Origin of the sequence: Acinetobacter sp. HY1485 (assembly GCF_027568475.1) — a bacterium.
GTDB lineage: Bacteria > Pseudomonadota > Gammaproteobacteria > Pseudomonadales > Moraxellaceae > Acinetobacter.
In genome coordinates, this window is record NZ_JANKZG010000001.1 from 116,246 (window position 1) to 136,201 (window position 19,956).

The 19,956-nt window shown below is 38.5% G+C and carries 16 protein-coding genes and 1 pseudogene; 9 read left to right on the forward strand and 8 right to left on the reverse strand.

Translation table 11 applies throughout. The annotated features are described in order from the left end of the window. The first annotated feature begins 24 nt into the window (after positions 1–24). The 3 genes from pheA to PCI70_RS00535 all read left to right on the forward strand — a co-directional run bounded on the left by pheA (position 25) and on the right by PCI70_RS00535 (position 4,222). Positions 25–1,131, forward strand: a complete 1,107-nt coding sequence (gene pheA, locus PCI70_RS00525) for a prephenate dehydratase (RefSeq protein ID WP_269913403.1) — start codon at positions 25–27, stop codon at positions 1,129–1,131. Next, the gene (locus PCI70_RS00530) at positions 1,131–3,362 is read left to right on the forward strand and encodes a bifunctional prephenate dehydrogenase/3-phosphoshikimate 1-carboxyvinyltransferase (protein ID WP_269913404.1); all 2,232 of its coding nucleotides are present in this window, start codon (positions 1,131–1,133) and stop codon (positions 3,360–3,362) included. The genes pheA and PCI70_RS00530 overlap by 1 nt, the downstream gene beginning before the upstream one ends. 77 nt (positions 3,363–3,439) lie before the next feature. Continuing rightward, a complete protein-coding gene (locus PCI70_RS00535; protein ID WP_269913405.1) occupies positions 3,440–4,222 on the forward strand; it encodes a glycosyltransferase family 25 protein in 783 nt (260 codons plus the stop codon). A gap of 30 nt (positions 4,223–4,252) precedes the next feature. Here the strand turns inward: PCI70_RS00535 and PCI70_RS00540 are convergent, their stop codons facing one another. Further along, positions 4,253–4,876, reverse strand: a complete 624-nt coding sequence (locus tag PCI70_RS00540) for an alpha/beta hydrolase (RefSeq protein WP_269913406.1) — start codon at positions 4,874–4,876, stop codon at positions 4,253–4,255. A 124-nt stretch (positions 4,877–5,000) separates the two neighbouring features. On the opposite strand from PCI70_RS00540, the gene yaaA reads away from it, so the two are divergent. Next, positions 5,001–5,759, forward strand: coding sequence for a peroxide stress protein YaaA (gene yaaA / locus PCI70_RS00545; protein WP_269913407.1), 759 nt, complete (start codon positions 5,001–5,003; stop codon positions 5,757–5,759). Here yaaA and phrB read toward each other — a convergent pair. The 4 genes from phrB to PCI70_RS00565 form a co-directional block, all read right to left on the reverse strand. After that, positions 5,756–7,132 carry a deoxyribodipyrimidine photo-lyase gene (phrB, locus tag PCI70_RS00550; protein ID WP_269913408.1) on the reverse strand — a complete coding sequence of 459 codons (1,377 nt, stop codon included), beginning with the start codon at positions 7,130–7,132 and terminating at the stop codon, positions 5,756–5,758. The genes yaaA and phrB overlap by 4 nt on opposite strands. Before the next feature lie 67 nt (positions 7,133–7,199). Then, complete coding sequence (locus PCI70_RS00555; RefSeq protein ID WP_269913409.1) at positions 7,200–7,685, reverse strand: FKBP-type peptidyl-prolyl cis-trans isomerase; 486 nt, start codon at positions 7,683–7,685, stop codon at positions 7,200–7,202. Between the two features lie 86 nt (positions 7,686–7,771). Continuing rightward, on the reverse strand, positions 7,772–9,061 hold the full coding sequence (locus PCI70_RS00560) for an NAD(P)/FAD-dependent oxidoreductase (RefSeq protein ID WP_269913410.1): 1,290 nt from the start codon (positions 9,059–9,061) through the stop codon (positions 7,772–7,774). Positions 9,062–9,133: 72 nt separating this feature from the next. Next, positions 9,134–10,396, reverse strand: coding sequence for a D-alanyl-D-alanine carboxypeptidase family protein (locus PCI70_RS00565; protein ID WP_269913411.1), 1,263 nt, complete (start codon positions 10,394–10,396; stop codon positions 9,134–9,136). A 120-nt stretch (positions 10,397–10,516) separates the two neighbouring features. Here PCI70_RS00565 and PCI70_RS00570 point away from each other — a divergent pair, with 120 nt between their 5' ends. After that, positions 10,517–12,205: a M61 family metallopeptidase gene (locus PCI70_RS00570; protein ID WP_269913412.1), complete on the forward strand. Its 1,689-nt coding sequence runs from the start codon at positions 10,517–10,519 to the stop codon at positions 12,203–12,205. Here PCI70_RS00570 and PCI70_RS00575 read toward each other — a convergent pair. The 3 genes from PCI70_RS00575 to PCI70_RS00585 are packed head-to-tail and all read right to left on the reverse strand — an operon-like array spanning position 12,200 to position 15,527. Beyond that, the gene (locus tag PCI70_RS00575) at positions 12,200–13,672 is read right to left on the reverse strand and encodes an amino acid permease (protein ID WP_269913413.1); all 1,473 of its coding nucleotides are present in this window, start codon (positions 13,670–13,672) and stop codon (positions 12,200–12,202) included. The genes PCI70_RS00570 and PCI70_RS00575 overlap by 6 nt on opposite strands. Positions 13,673–13,677: 5 nt before the next feature. Beyond that, a complete protein-coding gene (gene astA, locus PCI70_RS00580; RefSeq protein WP_269913414.1) occupies positions 13,678–14,694 on the reverse strand; it encodes an arginine N-succinyltransferase in 1,017 nt (338 codons plus the stop codon). A 56-nt stretch (positions 14,695–14,750) separates the two neighbouring features. After that, on the reverse strand, positions 14,751–15,527 hold the full coding sequence (locus tag PCI70_RS00585) for a pseudouridine synthase (protein ID WP_269913415.1): 777 nt from the start codon (positions 15,525–15,527) through the stop codon (positions 14,751–14,753). A gap of 140 nt (positions 15,528–15,667) precedes the next feature. On the opposite strand from PCI70_RS00585, the gene icd reads away from it, so the two are divergent. From icd to PCI70_RS00605, 4 genes and pseudogenes are all read left to right on the forward strand, one after another. After that, on the forward strand, positions 15,668–16,918 hold the full coding sequence (icd, locus tag PCI70_RS00590) for an NADP-dependent isocitrate dehydrogenase (RefSeq protein WP_269913416.1): 1,251 nt from the start codon (positions 15,668–15,670) through the stop codon (positions 16,916–16,918). A 186-nt stretch (positions 16,919–17,104) separates the two neighbouring features. Then, positions 17,105–18,487: an L-cystine transporter gene (locus PCI70_RS00595; RefSeq protein ID WP_269913417.1), complete on the forward strand. Its 1,383-nt coding sequence runs from the start codon at positions 17,105–17,107 to the stop codon at positions 18,485–18,487. After that, a pseudogene (locus tag PCI70_RS00600) lies at positions 18,484–19,258 on the forward strand (PhzF family phenazine biosynthesis protein). Before PCI70_RS00595 ends, PCI70_RS00600 begins: the two are co-directional and overlap by 4 nt. A 2-nt stretch (positions 19,259–19,260) precedes the next feature. Then, on the forward strand, positions 19,261–19,776 hold the full coding sequence (locus PCI70_RS00605; protein WP_269913418.1) for a hypothetical protein: 516 nt from the start codon (positions 19,261–19,263) through the stop codon (positions 19,774–19,776). Positions 19,777–19,956: the final 180 nt, after the last annotated feature.

A 19,956-nucleotide genomic window follows, 5' to 3' on the forward strand; every position in this document is an offset into this window, starting at 1 on the left:
CGTTATGTATAGGGCGAAATCAACATGATCCATGATGATCATCAAACGACTTCTTTAAATTTAGATCAAATCCGTTCAGATATTGATAGTGTGGATCAACAAATCCAAGATCTTATCAATCGCCGTGCACGTTTGGCTGAAGCTGTAGCAAAAGCAAAATTTGCAACAGAAGAAGATCCTTTGTTTTATCGCCCTGAACGAGAAGCACAAGTATTACGCAAAGTGATGGCACGTAACGAAGGTCCATTATCTGATGCAACCGTTGCACGCTTATTTCGTGAGATTATGTCGGCTTGTTTGGCACTTGAAGCACCGCAAAGCATCGCATTTTTAGGTCCTGAGGGCACCTTTACTCAAGCTGCGGCACTTAAACATTTTGGGCAAGATGCTGTGGTACGTCCACTCACAACCATTGATGAAATCTTCCGTGAAGTAGAAGCAGGGAGTGCACATTATGGTGTTGTTCCTGTTGAGAATTCATCTGAAGGGGTTGTCAACCATACATTAGATTGTTTTAAAGCATCACATCTTAATGTGATTGGTGAAGTTGAATTACGTATTCATCATCAATTCTTAGTGTCTGAAAATACGCGTAAAGACAGTATTAAACAAATTTATGCGCATCAACAAGCATTAGCACAATGCCGTCAATGGCTTGATTTACATTATCCAGGGGTGGAGCGTGTACCATTAACGTCTAATGCAGAAGCCGCACGCCGTATTCGTAATGAGTGGCATTCGGCAGCGATTGCATCTGATATTGCAGCAACGACGTATGGTCTAGAAATTTTACACAGCAATATTGAAGATAATCCTGAAAATACCACTCGCTTTTTAGTGATTGGGCGTGAAAAAATTCCTGCAAGTGGTAATGATAAAACCTCACTTTTAATTTCTGCGCATAACCGTGCAGGCGCATTGCTCGAAATTTTAGAACCTTTTTCAAAACACAAAATTAGTTTAACGAGTATAGAAACTCGCCCTGCATTACCAGAAAAATGGTCTTATGTCTTTTTTATTGATTTAGAAGGGCATATTGATCAAGAAAATGTAGCTGCTGCCATTGAAGAAATTCGCCCAATGGTCAAAGAACTTCGTGTACTTGGTTCATACCCTGTGGCGGTGTTGTAATGTTTGAAAAGGTCGCATTTATTGGGCTTGGGCTCATTGGTTCAAGTTTGGCTCGCGTTATTCATGTCAATCACTTAGCAAAAAATGTGGTGGCATCTACACGTTCACAAAAAACACTTGATGATGCGGTGGCACTTAGACTCATTTCTAAAGGGTTTTCTAACCCTGTAGATGCGGTAAAAGATGCCGATTTAGTCATACTTGCATTACCTGTACAAGCTACCGAAAAGGTACTTGCACAAATTAAACCATATTTGGGTGAACGTACGATTATTACCGATGTTGGCAGTACCAAAGGCAATGTGGTTGCTGCAGCCGAGCGTGTTTTTGGTACTTTGCCCAGTGGTTTTGTACCAGGGCATCCTATTGCAGGGGCAGAACATACAGGTGTGCATGCAGGTAAAGTTGATTTATTTGCACATCATAAAGTGATTTTGACACCTCTACCCACAAGTTCAGATTGGGCGGTACAAAAGCTGATTGCCCTTTGGCAAGCTGCGCAAGCTGAAGTGATTTGTATGGATGTTAAAAAGCATGATGAAGTGCTTGCTCATACTAGTCATTTACCGCATTTAATGGCTTTTAATTTGGTAGAACAGCTTGCAAATCGTGAAGATAACCTTGATATTTTCCGTTACGCTGCAGGTGGTTTTAGAGATTTTTCAAGAATTGCAGCATCTGACCCACGTATGTGGCACGATATCTTTTTTGGAAATAAAGATGCTATTTTAAATGCGGTAGATGGGTTTGAAACACAACTCGCTAAAATTCGTCAACTGATTGAAAATGAAGATTCTCAGGCATTGATGGGGCTTCTTGGACATGCTCAAGCAGCACGTCAACATTTTAATTATATGCTTGCTAAAAAACCTGTTATGGAGAAAAACAAGGTGACTCAAAAATTTACCATCCTGCCACAACAACACCGTTTTGAAGGAACATTTACTGTACCGGGTGATAAATCTGTGTCACATCGTTCTATTATGTTTGGTGCATTGGCAGAAGGCACAACCCACGTAACAGGCTTTTTAGAAGGCGAAGATGCTTTGGCAACACTACAAGCATTTAAAGATATGGGTGTAGAAATTGAAGGTCCGCACAATGGCGAAGTGACCATTCATGGTGTGGGCATGCACGGCTTAAAAGCACCAACAAAAGAGCTATACATGGGTAACTCAGGTACCAGTATGCGTTTGCTTTCGGGCATTTTAGCGGCACAAAAATTTGATTCTGTAATGACAGGTGATGCGTCGTTGTCTAAACGCCCAATGGAACGTATTGCAAAACCACTTCGTGCGATGAATGCTCAAATTCAAACAACAGGGGAAAAAGGTACACCACCTGTCAGTATTACAGGCAACCAGCCATTACAAGGCATTGATTACGAGCTACCAATGGCATCGGCTCAAGTAAAGTCGGGTGTGTTATTGGCAGGTTTGTGGGCGGCAGGTACAACCTCTGTGGTAGAGCCTGAGCCAACGCGTGATCATACAGAGCGTATGTTACGTGCCTTTGGTTATGATGTAAAAACTGAAGGCAATAAAATTAGCCTTGTGGGCGGTGGCAAACTAGTAGGTACTAATATTCAAGTACCATCTGATATTTCATCATCAGCATTCTTTATGGTAGGTGCTGCCATTTGTGAAAATTCTGATGTGACGCTTGAAGCGGTAGGGATTAACCCAACACGTACAGGTGTAATTGAAATTTTAAAACAAATGGGTGCGGATATTCAGGTACTAAACGAACGTATTGCAGGCGGAGAGCCGATTGCAGATATCCGTATTCGTGGTACACGTACATTAAAAGGAATTCATATTCCTGAAGATCAAGTACCTTTAGCGATTGATGAGTTCCCTGCATTATTTGTAGCAGCATCATGTGCTGAAGGACAAACTGTGTTGACAGGTGCGGCAGAATTACGTGTTAAAGAATCAGACCGTATTCAAGTGATGGCAGATGGTTTACAAGCCATGGGTATTGATTGCACACCAACAGCAGATGGTATTGTGATTGAAGGCAAGGGTAAAGCAGGCGATTGGTCACCAATTTTTAAAGGTGCAGAAATTGAGTCGCATCATGATCACCGTATTGCAATGAGCTTTAGTATTGCAGGTTTACGTGCAAGTGAAGCCATTACAATTTGTGGTACAGAAACGGTTGCAACGAGCTTTCCAACGTTTACACAACTTGCAAACGAAGCAGGATTAACCATTCAAACAGTAAATTAACACAAAGAAGCCGAACATTACGTTCGGCTTTTTAAATTCAAGTTAAACTATGAACAAGTTTATTTGTTTTATTTTTTATGAAAAAATTTGTGATCAGTTTGATTAATGAGAAGCAAAGACGTTCACATATTGTGCGTGAATTTACGCAGAAAAATGTAGAGTTTGATTTTTTTGATGCAATTGATTGTTCTCAAATCCATGAACAATTAGAAAAACTACAACTTTCAAAAGTTCCAACAGAGTTAAGACCCGCAGAAATTGCCTGTTTATTAAGCCACTTAATTCTTATTCAAAAATGTGTTGATGAAAATTTAGACTATATTTGTATTTTTGAAGACGATATCCATTTAAGTAAAGACATTAAGCAAGTCTTAGAGCATGGATTTCAGCAATACCATATTGTAAAATTAGAGGCGTTTTACCCTAAAGTTATCGTTAAAAAAGCAGCCCAATCTTATATGGGTCATCATGCTTTACATCGTTTATGTTCTAAACACTTAGGTTGTGGTGGTTATATAGTATCGCAAGCAGGTGCTTTAATTATTTTGGAACAGATCAGAAAAGCCGAAAAATTAATACCGATTGATCATTTTATCTTTAATTATTTTGTACAAGAGCAACGCTTGGAAGTATCACAAATATTACCTGCGGTTTGCATTCAAGATCATATCTTAATGCACAATCATGAGAACTTTCCAAGTGCATTAGAGGCTCAAAGAAGAGAACGTAAAAACTACCAGCCTAAACAAAGCACAAAAAAGACATTGTGGACGAAAATAAAAAATGAAACATATCGTCTTCAAGAAAAAATAACTTTATATGTTTTAGGAAAGAAAAAAGTCACTGTAAAATTTAAATAAAAGGCTCAAGAAAAATCTTGAGCCAAGGTTTTACATGGTAAAAAAGCGTGAAATTGTCACGCGCATTTGCTTGAGATAACCTGTAAAAAAGTGATTTGCCCCTGGAAAAACAGTAATGGCATGTTTTTGTGGTTGTGCCCATTTAATTGCATCAGACAGTAACGTCACTTCATCTGCTTCACCATGAATCAGTAAAATATCGCCTTTTAGATCTGGTGTTACATAATGGCGTAAGCCTTGTACGGTTGCGGTAGGTAAACCACAAAGCACCATTTGTAATGGACGGTCTGTAAGTGCATCATATGCTTTTGCCATAACATGTGCACCAAAACTAAAGCCTGCTGCATAAAACGGTAGGTCTGGATGTTGGCTACGTGCGTATTCAATGACAGCTAAAATATCATCAGTTTCGCCAAAACCTTCGTTATGTATGCCTTCACTTTGTCCAGCACCACGAAAGAAGGGACGATAAACCACGCAACCACGTTCTGCTAAAATAGTCGCTAACAGTGCAGGTACCTTATGATGAGGTGTACCGCCTTGTAAAGGATGTGGATGACAAACAATGGCAAATCCTTTTGGCTTATCTTGAGGTACATCTACGACAACTTCAATCTTTCCGACAGGTCCATTGAGAAATATTGTATTTGACATATTTTACGTAATTTTTAAAAAACAGAACCTATATTTTACCGATAACTATCATTAAAAACACAAATTGGCGTTAAAAATTACAGACTGATATAGTGATATGATTAGAAAATGAATAAGGTTTGTAATGTTAGCTTTAATTTCACCTGCAAAAACACTAGATTACACATCAGCATTACCAACAGACCAATACACTCAGCCCCGTTTGCTAGAGCAATCTGAGCAATTGATTGAAGTTTGTCGTCAGCTTTCTGTAACACAAGTTGCAAGTTTAATGAGTGTAAGTGAAAAAATTGCACAGTTAAACGTGGCACGTTTTCAAGATTGGACACCTGAATTTGATTTTTCAAATGCACGCCAAGCGTTATTTGCTTTTAAAGGCGATGTATATACAGGTTTAGACGCTTACAGCTTACAAAACATAGAGTTTGCACAACAGCATGTGCGTATGTTGTCGGGTTTATATGGACTTCTTAGACCTTTAGATTTAATGATGCCTTATCGTTTAGAGATGGGTACTAAGTTAAACAATCATATAGGAACTAATTTATATAGTTTTTGGGGCGATCAAATTACAGATTTAATTAATCAAGATTTAAAGCAAACAGACAGCCAAATTTTAGTGAACTTGGCATCTAATGAGTATTATAAAGCAGTGAATGAGAAAAAAATTAATGCTGAAATTGTACAGCCTGTATTTTTAGACCGTAAAGGGGATGAGTATAAAACGATTAGCTTTTATGCTAAAAAAGCTCGTGGTTTTATGACACGCTTTATTGTTGAAAATAAATTAAATACGGTAGAACAACTTAAAGACTTCAATACCGAAGGTTACTATTTTGATAGCACCAACGGTAAAGAACTCATTTTTAAAAGAGAAAACTAAAGACTTTTAAATGCTTCAAGCGCACGTTGGCGGGTCTTTTTAAGGTCGCATATTGGTTTAGGGTAATCTAAATGCGCATTGGCATTTTTAGAATATGGATCATGAATTTGTTTTTCATCAAGTTGTTTAAGCTCAGGAATCCATTTTTTAATATAGTCACCTTTCGGATCAAAACGCTCCGATTGTGTGATGGGATTAAAAATTCTAAAGTAAGGCACTGAGTCTGTCCCTGTAGAGGCAGACCATTGCCATCCACCATTATTGGCAGCTAAATCACCATCAATAAGATGTTGCATAAAAAACTGTTCGCCTTTACGCCAATCTACTAATAAGTTTTTAGTTAAAAACATCGCACAGATCATGCGTACACGGTTATGCATCCAACCTGTACTCAAGAGTTGACGCATGCCTGCATCTACAATCGGGATGCCTGTTTGACCTTCTGACCATGCTTTAAAGTCTTTTTCGTTATTTTCCCATTTTAGTTTTTTGGTTTCATCTTTAAATGGAAGATGTTTAGACACTTTAGGAAAATCATATAAAACATGTTGATAAAATTCACGCCACAATAGCTCATCTAACCAAGTTTGCTCGCCATCATGTTTGAAGTGCATTTGCCCATCATAAGGTGCAAACAACGCATTTAAACATTGACGAGCAGACAAAATACCAATATTCAAATACGCCGAAAGCTGACTTGTACCTGCATATGCAGGAAAATCACGTTCTTTGTTGTAGTCTTTGACATCATCTTGAATAAATGTATTTAAAAGTTGGTGGGCATGTTCTTCGGTGACATTCCAATGGGCTTGCTTGTGCTGATAATCTTTTTGATCAAGCGCATCCGACTGAATATGACAGTCTATTTTTGCTTGCTTTTCTATGCTTGGATAGCAACTTGGCACATCGTGATGCAGGCGTTCGTAACATGCTTTTTTAAATGGGGTAAATACTTTGTAAGGTTCGTTAGATTTATTACGGATACTTTTAACAGGGAACAAGGTTCTGTCTTGAAACAGTTTTAGGTTTTTAACTGCTTGGTCACGCTGTTGTTCGTGAATACCCAATTCTGCATTGGCATAAATATGCTCAATATCTAATTCTTTAGTGAGTTGTTCTAAGTAGTGTGGAATGTCTTGCCATTCATCAATTTTTTTAATGATAAGCGGAATATTTTTTTGTGCAAGTGAGTCTTTTAAACTTTCAAGTTGACGTAAATAAAAGTCAATTTTGATAGGTGCATCATTATGCTGTTGCCATTGTTTAGGAGAAAGTGCCACAAATGCAATACATTGACCTGCTTGCGTTGCATGCCATAAAGCGGAATTGTCTTGAATACGGAGGTCTTGGCGAAACCACATGAGTTGGGTCATGTTAAATCCCTAATTTTTTTTATTATAATAAAAAAAGGGTAAGGCCTAAACCTTACCCTCTTTGGAATTAGTGGTGATGACCACCAGCACCGTGTACGTGACCGTGCTCTAATTCTTCTTCTGTTGCATCACGTACTTCTGTGATTTCAACATCAAATGTTAAATCTTGACCAGCAAGTGGGAAGTTAGCATCAACAAGTACGTTGTCGCCTTCAACCGCTTTAACAGTAACGATTTGTACACCGTCATCTGTTTGTGCTTGGAATTGCATGCCTGCTTCGATGTTTTCTACACCTTGGAACATTTGCTTAGGTACTTCTTGTACAAGGTCAGCGTTGTATTCGCCATAACCTTCAGCAGCAGGTACAGTTACAGTGAACTTATCACCTACTTTTTTACCAAGAAGTTGTTTTTCTAAACCAGGAATAATGTTGCCTGCACCTTGCAAATATGCAAGTGGTTGACCTTCTTGAGATTGGTCAAGCGTTTCACCTTCTGCATTTGTTAGCGTGTAGTGAAATTTAACTACGTGGTTATTTGCAATAGCAGTCATGTTATATACCTATTTTGGTGTATGTTTAAAAGTACATGGGGTGTACCAAAACAATTTCAATGTTTTGGTGGTTAAATATTGTACACCTAGTAAAGTTTAATCTTTGGACCCACTTTTCTTGTCACAAAATCTTTAGTGGCAAGTAAGCCTGCTTGGGTATAGCCATGAATATGTGCCTGATGGATGCGATACAATGACGCATACATTGAACGGGCAAGTAATCCATGGACTTTGACTTGTCCTAAAATTTCGCCAATCGCTTTTTTCTGACTTAACGACACTAAAGAACCTTTATCTGTAAAGTTAAACATGGGCAGTTGTCCGCCACGTAAACGAATAGGGAGAGCATTGGCTAAAAACGTGGCTTGTTGGCTTGCTACTTGTGCACGTGGTCCTAAAGGTGGTTGTTTGGCTTCAGGTTGGCAATGTGCACAATCGCCAATCGCAAAAATATTAGGATCGGTAAGGGTTTGTAATGTTGCATAGACTTTTAAGCGGTTAATACGGTCACGCTCAAACCCTTCTAACTGTTCTAAAACAGCAGGGGCTTTTACGCCTGCTGCCCACACGGTTAAGTCTGATGCAATAGAGGTGCCATCTGCAAAATGGATACTTTTTTCATCTACACAATTAACTTTATGATGGGTTAAAACCGTAATTCCCATTTGCTCAAGGGTTTTTTGTGTTTGTGCCGAAATAGATTCGGACAAGGCAGGTAGAATACGTGGTGATGCTTCGATCACTGTGATTTTTACCAATTCAGGATTAATACGGTTTAAACCATATTGATGAAAGTTTTCTTTTGCATCAATAAGTTCTGCTGCAAGTTCAACCCCTGTTGCGCCTGCACCAATCACTGCAATATTGAGTGCATCCATATGGCTAGAATTTTGCGCATCTAAATATAAATGGAACAAATCTTGTTGGAATACTTCTGCTTGTTCACGGTTATCTAAAAAGTAGCAGTTATCACGCACACCTTGTGTACCAAAGTCATTACAGCGTGAGCCAATTGCCATCACAAGCGTATCGTATTCAAGCGTTGCAACGTGGTCGTGGTAGTATTTTTCGGAAAGTTGAGGAGAGCGAATGGCAATGGTTTTTGCATTGCGATCTAAACTTTCAAAATTACCAAGCACAAATTGATAATGATGTTTTTTGGCATGTGCAAAGTAATTGGTTTCTTCTGCATGCGGGTTAAGTGTTCCTGCTGCAATTTCGTGAAGAAGAGGTTTCCAAATATGGGAGAGAGCACGATCAACAAGGGTAATCTGCGCTTTTTTGTGTTTGCCTAATGTGTTGCCTAGCTGTGTGGCAAGCTCTAACCCACCAGCACCGCCACCCACAATTACAATACGATGTAACGCGTTACTCATGTAATTTGCCTATATAAAAAGCGAAAGATTTAATATGCCATTTTTTTTAGGCAGTTACATGAGACTTAGGTATTAATTGATTGGATAAACAACAGCTTCGGCAGTTTTTTTGGTAAAAAATGAACAAATCCATGTCAATAGACGTTCGAAAATATTGGCTTGTTCAATTTGTACGTGGGTTGCTATTGGAAACTCATCAATGACTTGGTCATTTTGTGTCACTTTGACTTGAGCAAGTTGCATGTTTTGATTAAGTGGCGCAGTTAAATTTTGCTTTAATAACGTGATGTTTAAGCGAGTTTGGCTTTGTGTAAGCGGTGCAATCGGTAGTTGCCCTGAACTGTTGTTAAACTGACGCATATCAATGGGTGCAATTTGATTATATAGCGATGTGGTCATGACTTTGGCTTGAGGTGAGATAAGTTTAAAATTCTCTTGTTTGCCTGTAAGTACAGGTAAAAGTGCAATTGGTTGATTAGCTTTAATTGCAACCTCATCACGTGTGTAGTTGTATGCCATATTCATCAGTTCATAAGCAACTTCTGCACGTTTAACAGCACTTTTTGTTCCCATCACAACCACAATTAAGCGTCTTTGTGGTAAATCAGGATTAGCACTTGGGCGTAATGCAGTTAGTGCTAAATTATAACCTGCTGCAGCTGTAAAACCTGTTTTTAGTCCATCAACGGTTGCATCTTGTTTTAATAGTAAGTTGGTTGCATGGTGTTGATGATTATTAAATGTATAGCTTTGTTGTTTTGAATAGCCTAAGTATTCGGGATAATTCTGAATTAAAGTGTTCCCTAGTTTTGCTAAATCCGACGCAGATGAATAGTGTCCATCCATCGTAATGCCCGCAGGATTGGTAAAGTGTGTATCTGTCATACCCAGTGCTTTGGCTTCTTGATTCATCATCTCAACAAAATGGGGGACATTACCCCCAATTTTTTCTGCCAATGTTACCGCTGCATCGTTGGCTGACATTACGACCAACCCTGCCAAAAGCTGATCAACAGAAATTGCCTGACCTTCTTTTAAAAACATTTGAGATTCGTCGGGTTGTACCATTTTAACGACATTAGTTGCGGTCAAAATATCGGATGTTTTGAGGTGTCCTGCTTTAATTTCTTTTAAGGTGATGTATGCCACCATCATTTTAGTTAAAGAGGCAGGGGCACGTTGTGCGTGGCTGTTGTATTCTGCAATGGTTTGCCCTGATTGTGGATCGTAAATTGTCCAAGCCGCAGCTTCTACAGAATGAGGTTCGATATTTAAAATAGAAGCATTTGCAACCGTTGCACATAAGCTTGCAACGACAAAAAAGAAACATTTCAAAACAGGCAGCCTTACACAAAACAAAAAGATGCTCTACTGAATCAGCAAAGCGGTACAGGCAAGCATATTAGAGTAAAAAAATGCTAAGCTAAAGTGTTATTAGAATGAGAATTCCGACTGATGTTGCACTATCAAATTGAGTTTGACGATTATCAACAACACCTGATGCACGTAACCGTGCGTTTTATGGCAAATCCAACACAGGTTTTATGGTTACCCACTTGGATTCCGGGCAGTTATTTAATTCGTGAATTTGCAAAGCATATTGAAGCGGTCAAAGCATATGATGAGGCAGGACGCCCACTCACCATCAGTAAATTTGAAAAAAATAAGTGGCAACTTTTTAATACAGATCATGAGCTGATTACCGTTGAATACGATGTGTATGCATATGATTTGTCTGTACGTGGGTCTTATGTAGACCAAACACGTTTTTATGTAAATCCTGCGTGTGCATGTTTAGGTTTACAAGACCAAGAAGATGCGCCGTGCGAAGTTGAGTTATTTTTACCTAAAGCCGTACAACATTTTACCTTGGCAACAGGGTTACCTTCTAAAAGTGCAGTAAAAGGGCGTTATACGTTAAAAGCCCAAAATTATATGGCACTCATTGATAGTCCATTTGAACTTGCTGAGCAAACCTGTTTTGATTTTGATGCAAAAGGGATTAACCACCGTTTTGTGGTATCGGGTAAGCACAATACAAATCTTGAGCGTTTAAAAACAGACCTCAAAAAAATCTGTGAAACTGAAATTGCGATGTTTGGTTCTGCACCGTTTAAGGATTATACCTTTATGACTATTGCAACAGGCAATAGTTACGGTGGGCTTGAGCATCCAAACAGTACCAGTTTAATTACTCCACGCGATGATCTACCTAAAACCGATGAACCGCAAGAACCGTCAGAAGGGTATCAACGCTTTTTAGGCTTGTGTAGCCATGAATATTTTCATTCTTGGTTGGTCAAGTTTATTCGCCCCGAAAATTATGCAACGTACAATTTGCATCAAGAAAGCTATACCTCGTTGTTATGGGTGTTTGAAGGCTTTACCTCTTATTATGATGATTTAATTTTGTTGCGTAGCGGTGTGATTTCACAGGAATCGTATTTAAAACTACTTAAAGCACAGATTGACCGTTATTTGCAAAATGCAGGGCGTCATGTTCAGTCGGTTGCCGAGTCTAGTTTTGATACATGGATTAAATTTTATCGACCTGATGAAAATACAAGTAATGCAGGCACAAGTTACTATAACAAAGGTGCATTAGTAGCATTGTGTTTAGATTTAGGCTTGCGTACCTATGGTTCAAGTTTAGATGCGTTGGTACGTAGATTATATGAGTCTGCACAGCAAAACATCCAAGTAACAGAACGCTTAATTTTAGCCTTATGTAAAGAACTAACAGGGCAAGATTGGACAGAGCGGTTAAATCATTTAATTCATACCACAGATGAGTTACCGCTTGCAGAGCTGTTACCTAATTTTGGCTTAAAGTTTGAAATACAGACGCAAGAAAGCCGTCCATTTGGGTTAAAAACGGTAGAAAAACCAGAAGGTGTATTGGTTCAGCAAGCGTGGCGTGATGGTACAGGGGCAAAAGCAGGCATTTCTGCACATGATGTGATTATTGCCATTGATGGACTTAAAGCAACCCAGAAACGTTTGAATACCACACAAGAGGTTGAAATTTTAGCATTCCGCCGTGATGAGCTATTAAAATTTAGCGTACAAGCAGATGCACAAGCTCAGCATACGGTAAAATTAACACCGCATGATGAGCAAAAACTAAAGGAATGGTTGTTATAAATCGATGCGTTTTCCATGCTTTAGAATCCATGCACGTTCTTCATCTTTACGTACACGGCGTTTATAGGTAATCAATAAGCCAATAAACCAAATGGGTGAACATAATAGTGCAACCAGTGTGTCTTCATCGAAGGCACACACTATTACCACAAAACTTAAAAAAGCCAAGCAAATCCAACTCATCGCAATACCAAATGGCATTTTATAAATTGAATTTTGGTGTAGGTCGGGGCGTTTACGGCGATACACTAAGTAAGACGATAAAATCATTCCAAAAGTAAAGACCATCAAAATAGAAGTAAATGCTGCCAAAATTGTAAATACGGTCATCACGTTTGGAATAACAAATAATAACGATGTGCCAAGTACCACAATACCAAGCGAAAACAATAAGCTATTAACAGGTACTTTGCCTTTAGACAGTTTTTTAAATTTAGGCGAGGCGTCTTTTTCAACCGCTAGACCATACAACATACGGCTTGTTGAAAAAATCCCGCTATTGGCAGAAGACATGGCTGAGGTTGCTACCACAAAATTAACAATACTTGCCGCAGCAGGTAAGCCAATTAATGTAAAGACCTCTACAAAAGGGCTTTGCGAAGGTGAAATTTTACTCCAAGACATAATTGTCACAATACAAATGAGTGACCCTACATAAAACAATAAAATACGCAGTGGAATGGTATTAATTGCTTTGGGTAGTGTTTTTTCAGGGTCTTTTGTTTCTGCAGCCGTAGTCCCTACAAGCTCAATACCTGCAAAAGCAAATACAGCAATTTGAAACCCTGCAACAAAACCACCAATGCCGTGCGGTAAAAAAGACTCACGCTCAGTTAAGTGTGATAACGAAGCTGTGACACCATTAGGCGAAACAAACGCCGTAGACACCAAATAAATACCAATAATTAAAAATAGAGCAATGGCAATCACTTTGATGAGTGCAAACCAAAATTCAAGCTCACCAAAAATTTTAACGGTAAATAGATTTAAAAACCCAAGTAATATTAAGGACGAAAATGCAGGAATCCAAACGGGGAGATGCGGAAACCAAAACTGAAAATAACCACCAATGACCACAACATCAGCAATAATGCTGGTGATCCAATTAAACCAATATGACCAACCTAAAAAGTAACCTGCCCAAGGTCCAAGATAGTCTGTTGCAAAATCTGCAAATGATTTATAATTGGTGTTGGAAAGTAATAACTCTCCCATGGCACGCATAATAAAAAATAAAAAGAAGCCAATAATCATGTACGTTAAAATAATAGACGTACCTGAAATGGCAAGATTTTTACCCGAACCTAAAAATAAACCTGTACCAATCGCACCACCAATGGCAATCAGCTGAATATGCCGATTGGTTAATGAGCGTTCTAATTTATCTTCTTGTTCAATAGGGGTGTAAGTATGACCCCCTAAAAGATCACCACGAATACGTGTCACATGAAGTTTGTTTCTCTGCATATTCCTTATGCCTCTAAAGGTAAAATACGTACCGCTTGTCCTTGTTGTAATTGCAATTTATCAAGTTGAGCTTGTGTCAGTTCAATTGAATTATCGCTGATTGTTGTTTTGGCTAAAATACCACGATAGTTTAAGTAGTCATCATTACTGACTAAGTAAAACTGTTCTTCTACAGGTGTATCGTTGAGTACAGTATTGAGGATTTGACTGTCTTTTACAGCACGTAGGTCTTGTATATCGGTTTGAAGCGTTGGTCCTGCATCAAAAATATCAATATAACCTTGAAAACGTAAGCCTTCAGATTCTAATAAGCGTGCCGCAGGTTGGGTATGTGGATGGGTTTTGCCAATCACGTCTTTGGCACTTTGCGGTAATAGGTCAACATAAATAGGGTGGCGTGGCATCAGCTCGGCAATAAAGGCTTTTGATACCGTACCGCTTAAATAGTCGGCATGCGAAAAGTTGGTATTAAAAAACTGTTGCCCTAATGCACTCCAAAATGGAGATTCGCCATTTTCGTCTGAAAAGCCACGCATCTCGGCAACCAATTTGTCTGAAAATAAGTCTTTAAAGGCACTAATAAACAAAAAACGGATTTTAGATAAAAATTTGCCATTTTTACTGTGGCGATAATCGGGATCTAAAAATAACGTACACAGTTCGCTATAACCTGTGTGGTCGTTACTTAAAAATAAAGTAGGAAAAGATTTGTGTACGCCTAAGGTTTTAGATGCATGCACTTGTTGTCCTACATGGAAGTTGTACCATGGCTCATTTAGACCCACAGCCACTTCTAATGCACTTAACCCAACCACTTTTTGGGTTGTGGTATCTTCCAAAACAAATAAATAGCCTTGCTGGTCACGGCTTGCTGTGCCATCTAATGTTTGGCGCATTCTTGTTATTCGATCACGCAAAATATCTTCATTACATGGCAAAGAGGTCAGTCCTGTACCTCCTTTTTTTGCCAATTCACAGATACTGTTTAAATCCCGTTCTTCTGCATGTCGAATAATCATCATGTTCCTACATTCTTATTGTTTCAATCGAGACTCAAAATGCAAGAAATGTACCAAGATTAACGAGGGCGACGACCACGACTTTTGGTATTTGGTCGTGTTGTCCCATTGGTAATACGGCGCGGTGATTTCACATCTGATTTAAAAATTTCAGCACGTACTTTGTCACGCTTTTTGTTTTTATTGGTTTTTTTGGTATCGCGTGATGATGTTGAAACAGGTTTTTTGTTAAAACGTTCGCGTGTTGGTTTTTCAGGTTCATTAAGTACTGCACGGAACTCATCGTGTAGTAAAGGTTCAATTTCACGTTGATCGCCTACTTCTAAGCCTAAATTTTCAAGCTTAATTGACCCAATTTGGATACGCACCAAACGTAATGTTGGAAAGCCAACTTTAGCGGTCATACGGCGTACTTGGCGGTTACGCCCTTCCATAATTTGGATTTCAAGCCATGTCGTTGGAATGTTGGCACGGTAGCGAATAGGCGGGTTACGTTCCCAAAGCCACTCAGGTTGTTCTACTTTTTTAACTTTAGCAGGTAGCGTTAAACCATCGTTTAATTCTACGCCCTTTTCTAGCGCATCAATGGCACTTTGTGTTACATCGCCCTCTACTTGTGCAAGATAAACTTTATATTGCTTCTTTTTAGGGCTCGTGATGGTGTTGTTAATCCCACCATGATCAGTTAAAAGGAGTAAACCTTCAGAATCACGGTCTAAACGCCCTGATACACGTAAAGTTGGGTCTGTAATAAAATCGGCAAGCGTTTGATGCTCACCATCTTGTCTGAACTGTGATAAAACGTTAAGAGGCTTATTCAGCGCAATAATTTTCATGCTATGCTCACTTATGCGTGAAGAAACATTCATATATAAAATATAGAACATTTCGGATTTAAATTTCAGATTCGGCAGTTTTCTATTAAGATGGACTTAGACAGTGTGTCGCCAAAATCATAAAAAGGGAGAACCTTGTAATGGGTTATGAAAAGATCGTTGTGCCAAACCAAGGCGAAAAAATTACCGTAAATGCAGATTTATCATTAAATGTACCCAATAACCCCATTATTCCATTTATTGAAGGGGATGGGATTGGTGTTGATATTACGCCTGCGATGAAAGCAGTGGTAGATGCAGCAGTACAAAAAGCATACGGTGAACAACGTTCGATTGAATGGATGGAAGTATACTGTGGTGAAAAGGCAAATTCTATCTATGGTAGCTATATGCCGCAAGAAACTTTTGACGTATTACGTGAATATGTAGTTTCAATTAAAGGACCACTGACAACGCCAGTAGGCGGTGGTATGCGTTCGTTAAACGTTGCATTACGTCAAGAACTTGATTTATATGTATGTGTACGTCCTGTACGTTGGTTTGAAGGTGTTCCTTCACCTGTGAAACACCCAGAACAAACAGACATGGTCATCTTCCGTGAAAATTCAGAAGATATCTATGCAGGGATTGAATGGAAAGCAGGCTCTGACGAAGCTAAAAAAGTCATTAAATTCTTACAAGAAGAAATGGGCGTTAAAAAAATTCGTTTCTCTGAAGATTGTGGTATTGGTGTAAAACCTGTTTCTAAAGAAGGCACACAACGTCTTGTACGTAAAGCAATTCAATTTGCAATTGATAATGATAAACCTTCTGTGACATTAGTCCATAAAGGTAACATCATGAAGTTTACCGAAGGTGCATTTAAAGAGTGGGGCTATGAGCTTGCACAAAATGAATTTGGTGGTGAGCTTCTTGATGGTGGTCCATGGGTTAAGATTAAAAATCCAAAAAATGGTAACGACATCATTATTAAAGATGTCATTGCAGATGCGTTCTTACAACAAATCTTGATGCGTCCGGCTGATTATTCAGTCATTGCAACGCTTAACCTAAATGGTGACTATGTATCTGATGCACTTGCTGCTCAGGTGGGTGGTATTGGGATTGCACCGGGTGCAAACTTAGGTAGCGGTATTTCAGTTTATGAAGCAACACATGGTACAGCACCAAAATACGCAGGTCAGGATAAAGTAAATCCAGGTTCTGTAATTTTATCTGCCGAGATGATGTTACGTGATATGGGTTGGACAGAAGCAGCTGATTTAATTATCAAAGGTGTTTCAGGTGCCATTTCTGCTAAAACAGTAACATATGATTTTGAGCGTTTAATGGAAGGTGCTCAATTATTACGTTGTTCTGAATTTGGCGATGCCATTATTAAGCACATGTAAAAGAAAAAGCCCCAAATTTGGGGCTTTTTTTTATAATAATAATTGCTATGTTTAGCATAAAACTAAATAAAACAAGCTAACTGGTTATAATAATTAAAGAAATATTTTTAGTCTAAAATCTCATCGTTTTATTTCTTTATCAATAAATGTTACTTATCACATTATAAAGCATATAGGGTATTTGTCATGATGATCATAAACATAATTGTGTTTGTGATGCTTTTGCTATTGTTAGCAAAAACACGCAACACGAATTGGAGTTTATCTAAGAAAGTATTTAGCGGTTTAATTTTGGGCGTACTGTTTGGTTTAGTACTGCACCTGATCTATGGTGCTGAAAGCACCGTACTTAAAGACTCACTCACATGGTTTAACGTGGTAGGCAGTGGTTATATTAAGCTATTACAAATGGTGGTTATGCCGTTGGTATTGGTTTCCATTTTAAGTGCGGTGAGTAAATTACATAATGCCACGACATCACTAGGTAAAATGAGTGTCTTGAGCATCGGTGTGTTATTGATTACCACGTTTATTTCTGCTTTGGTAGGTGTATTTGTCACCACATCATTTGGTTTAACCGCAGAAGGATTAGTGCAAGGTAGTGCCGAAACTGCACGTTTAGCAGCTATTCAAGGGTCTTATGTGGGTAAGGTGGCAGATTTAAGTGTGCCACAGTTTTTACTTTCTTTTGTACCCACTAACCCATTTGCAGAGCTAACAGGGGCAAATCCAACTTCTATTATTAGTGTGGTTATTTTTGCAACTCTTTTGGGTATTGCTGCACTTAATTTAGTTAAAGACCATCCTAAAAAAGGACAAGCAGTATTAGAAGCCATTGATACGGCACAGTCTTGGGTAATGAAATTAGTGCGTTTAATTATGACATTAACGCCGTATGGTGTTTTTGCCTTAATGACTAAGATGGTAGCAAGTTCAAATTTAGCAGATATTTTCAAACTTGGTGGCTTTTTAGTGGCATCTTATTTAGGGCTTGCAATTATGTTTGCGGTGCATGCACTGGTGCTTATGGGCGTTAAAGTATCGCCGTTACGTTTTTTTAAAAAGGTAATGCCTGTTTTAGCATTTGCGTTTACAAGCCGTTCAAGTGCAGCCACTATTCCACTAAGTATAGAAGCACAAACACGTCGTTTGGGTGTCCCTGAATCAATCGCATCGTTTGCTGCATCGTTTGGCACAACGATTGGGCAAAATGGCTGTGCGGGTCTTTATCCTGCTATGTTGGCGGTAATGGTTGCACCTACACAAGGCATCAACCCATTAGACCCAACATGGATGCTCACACTTGCTGCTGTGGTGACCATCAGCTCTGTAGGGGTTGCAGGTGTCGGTGGTGGCGCAACTTTTGCTGCACTGATTGTCTTACCTATTTTAGGTTTACCTGTCACTTTAGTCGCATTGCTTATTTCAATTGAACCGCTTATTGATATGGGGCGTACTGCATTAAATGTGAATGGTTCAATGACAGCAGGTATGGCAACTAGTCAATTAATGAAACAAACAGATTTATATGTACTTAACCAAAACGATGAGGCAGAGTTAAAGTCATGAAAATTTATCAAGTGGATGCATTTACCCAAACACGATTTAAAGGTAACCCTGCGGCAGTGATTATTTTAGATGAATGGTTAGATGCCCACTTGATGCAACAAATTGCTCGAAACGGCTTTTTTAAAAAAAATTACAGTAGATCGTTACCAAATTCGTTGGTTTAGCCCAACGCATGAAGTTGATTTTTGTGGGCATGCCATGCTTGCAAGTGCCTTTATATTATTCAAAACTGGCATAAATCAAATTATATTTGATGTTAAAAATTTAGGTCAATTTTTTGTGACCCAAGAAGTTGATGGCAAAATTAATATGAATTTTCCATCAGCTTCTTTTGAGCCAATTGAAACACCACCTGAAATTGCACAGGCATTTAAACAACCTTTTAAACAAGTTTATTTGAGTGAACAGGCATATGTGGTTGAGTATTTAACAAAAGAAGACCTACAAGCAGAACAACCTGATTTTACCCAACTCAAAGCTTTTGGTACAAAAACACATCGTGATTTTGTAATTACGACAGCAGGTGATGCAGATTACGACTGCTACTCACGTTATTTTGCCCCCGCTATTGGAATTCAAGAAGATCCTGTTACAGGTTCAATTCATACGGTTCTTGTCCCATTTTGGGCAAATAAATTGAATAAAACAGTGATTCATGCTTATCAAGCTTCTAAACGTGGTGGAGAATTATTTTGTAGGATTATTGATCAAAAACGTGTTGAAATCTCAGGTTATGGCGTATTGTATTTAGAAGGTCATCTTAGAGAATAAAAATGCTAAAAAAATTACTTTTGTTATCGTGTATAGCCACTCAAAGTTATGCAAATGTTGCAGATCAAGAAATTGGTTATTGGAGTTTGTGGTCTGATGAGCAGGGTATTTCTCATCAATCTTTTTGTAAACTAGACGATTTAACTTTACAAAATTTTAGTGTAAAAGGCGACCCTGAGTGGGTTTCTAATCATGATATGAAAACGACCCGTTATGTTTTTAATATTATGCCAAGACATTGGACAGGAACATGGCACAAAAGCCCGAAACCACAATGGACCACAACGTTATCAGGCAATTGGTATATAGAATCAATGGATGGACATCGTGTCGAGTTACCTGCAGGAACATTATCCTTTGGATATGATATTAATGCTAAAAATACCAATAGAAAATTAGGGCATCTGTCGGGTACGGTTGGGGATGAGCCAACTAAAATTTTAGTGGTACAGGTTGAAGATTTACCAAAAAATATTCAAGACAAGCGTTGTTTGGCAGGAGGAGCTTTTATTCGTTAACGTCATAAAAATGTCATGTTAATTTGTAATTGTATAAAAATAACCCAATTAAAATGAGTATAAATGCCCTAAAACAGTGCAAATAACCAATCAATGGTGCAATTTAAGTCAAAAAAGTAAATTTTGATTTTGCTATAAAACAGAATGTCATATAATTGTCATAATTTAAATGAACAATAA

What these genes read in the sequence shown, in the direction of transcription:
- pheA (WP_269913403.1), top strand. Translation starts at nt 25, where the DNA reads ATGATCCATGATGATCATCAAACGACTTCTTTAAATTTAGATCAAATC.
- PCI70_RS00530 (WP_269913404.1), top strand. Translation starts at nt 1,131, where the DNA reads ATGTTTGAAAAGGTCGCATTTATTGGGCTTGGGCTCATTGGTTCAAGT.
- PCI70_RS00535 (WP_269913405.1), top strand. Translation starts at nt 3,440, where the DNA reads ATGAAAAAATTTGTGATCAGTTTGATTAATGAGAAGCAAAGACGTTCA.
- PCI70_RS00540 (WP_269913406.1), bottom strand. Translation starts at nt 4,876, where the DNA reads ATGTCAAATACAATATTTCTCAATGGACCTGTCGGAAAGATTGAAGTT.
- yaaA (WP_269913407.1), top strand. Translation starts at nt 5,001, where the DNA reads ATGTTAGCTTTAATTTCACCTGCAAAAACACTAGATTACACATCAGCA.
- phrB (WP_269913408.1), bottom strand. Translation starts at nt 7,132, where the DNA reads ATGACCCAACTCATGTGGTTTCGCCAAGACCTCCGTATTCAAGACAAT.
- PCI70_RS00555 (WP_269913409.1), bottom strand. Translation starts at nt 7,685, where the DNA reads ATGACTGCTATTGCAAATAACCACGTAGTTAAATTTCACTACACGCTA.
- PCI70_RS00560 (WP_269913410.1), bottom strand. Translation starts at nt 9,061, where the DNA reads ATGAGTAACGCGTTACATCGTATTGTAATTGTGGGTGGCGGTGCTGGT.
- PCI70_RS00570 (WP_269913412.1), top strand. Translation starts at nt 10,517, where the DNA reads ATGTTGCACTATCAAATTGAGTTTGACGATTATCAACAACACCTGATG.
- PCI70_RS00575 (WP_269913413.1), bottom strand. Translation starts at nt 13,672, where the DNA reads ATGCAGAGAAACAAACTTCATGTGACACGTATTCGTGGTGATCTTTTA.
- astA (WP_269913414.1), bottom strand. Translation starts at nt 14,694, where the DNA reads ATGATGATTATTCGACATGCAGAAGAACGGGATTTAAACAGTATCTGT.
- PCI70_RS00585 (WP_269913415.1), bottom strand. Translation starts at nt 15,527, where the DNA reads ATGAAAATTATTGCGCTGAATAAGCCTCTTAACGTTTTATCACAGTTC.
- icd (WP_269913416.1), top strand. Translation starts at nt 15,668, where the DNA reads ATGGGTTATGAAAAGATCGTTGTGCCAAACCAAGGCGAAAAAATTACC.
- PCI70_RS00595 (WP_269913417.1), top strand. Translation starts at nt 17,105, where the DNA reads ATGATGATCATAAACATAATTGTGTTTGTGATGCTTTTGCTATTGTTA.
- PCI70_RS00605 (WP_269913418.1), top strand. Translation starts at nt 19,261, where the DNA reads ATGCTAAAAAAATTACTTTTGTTATCGTGTATAGCCACTCAAAGTTAT.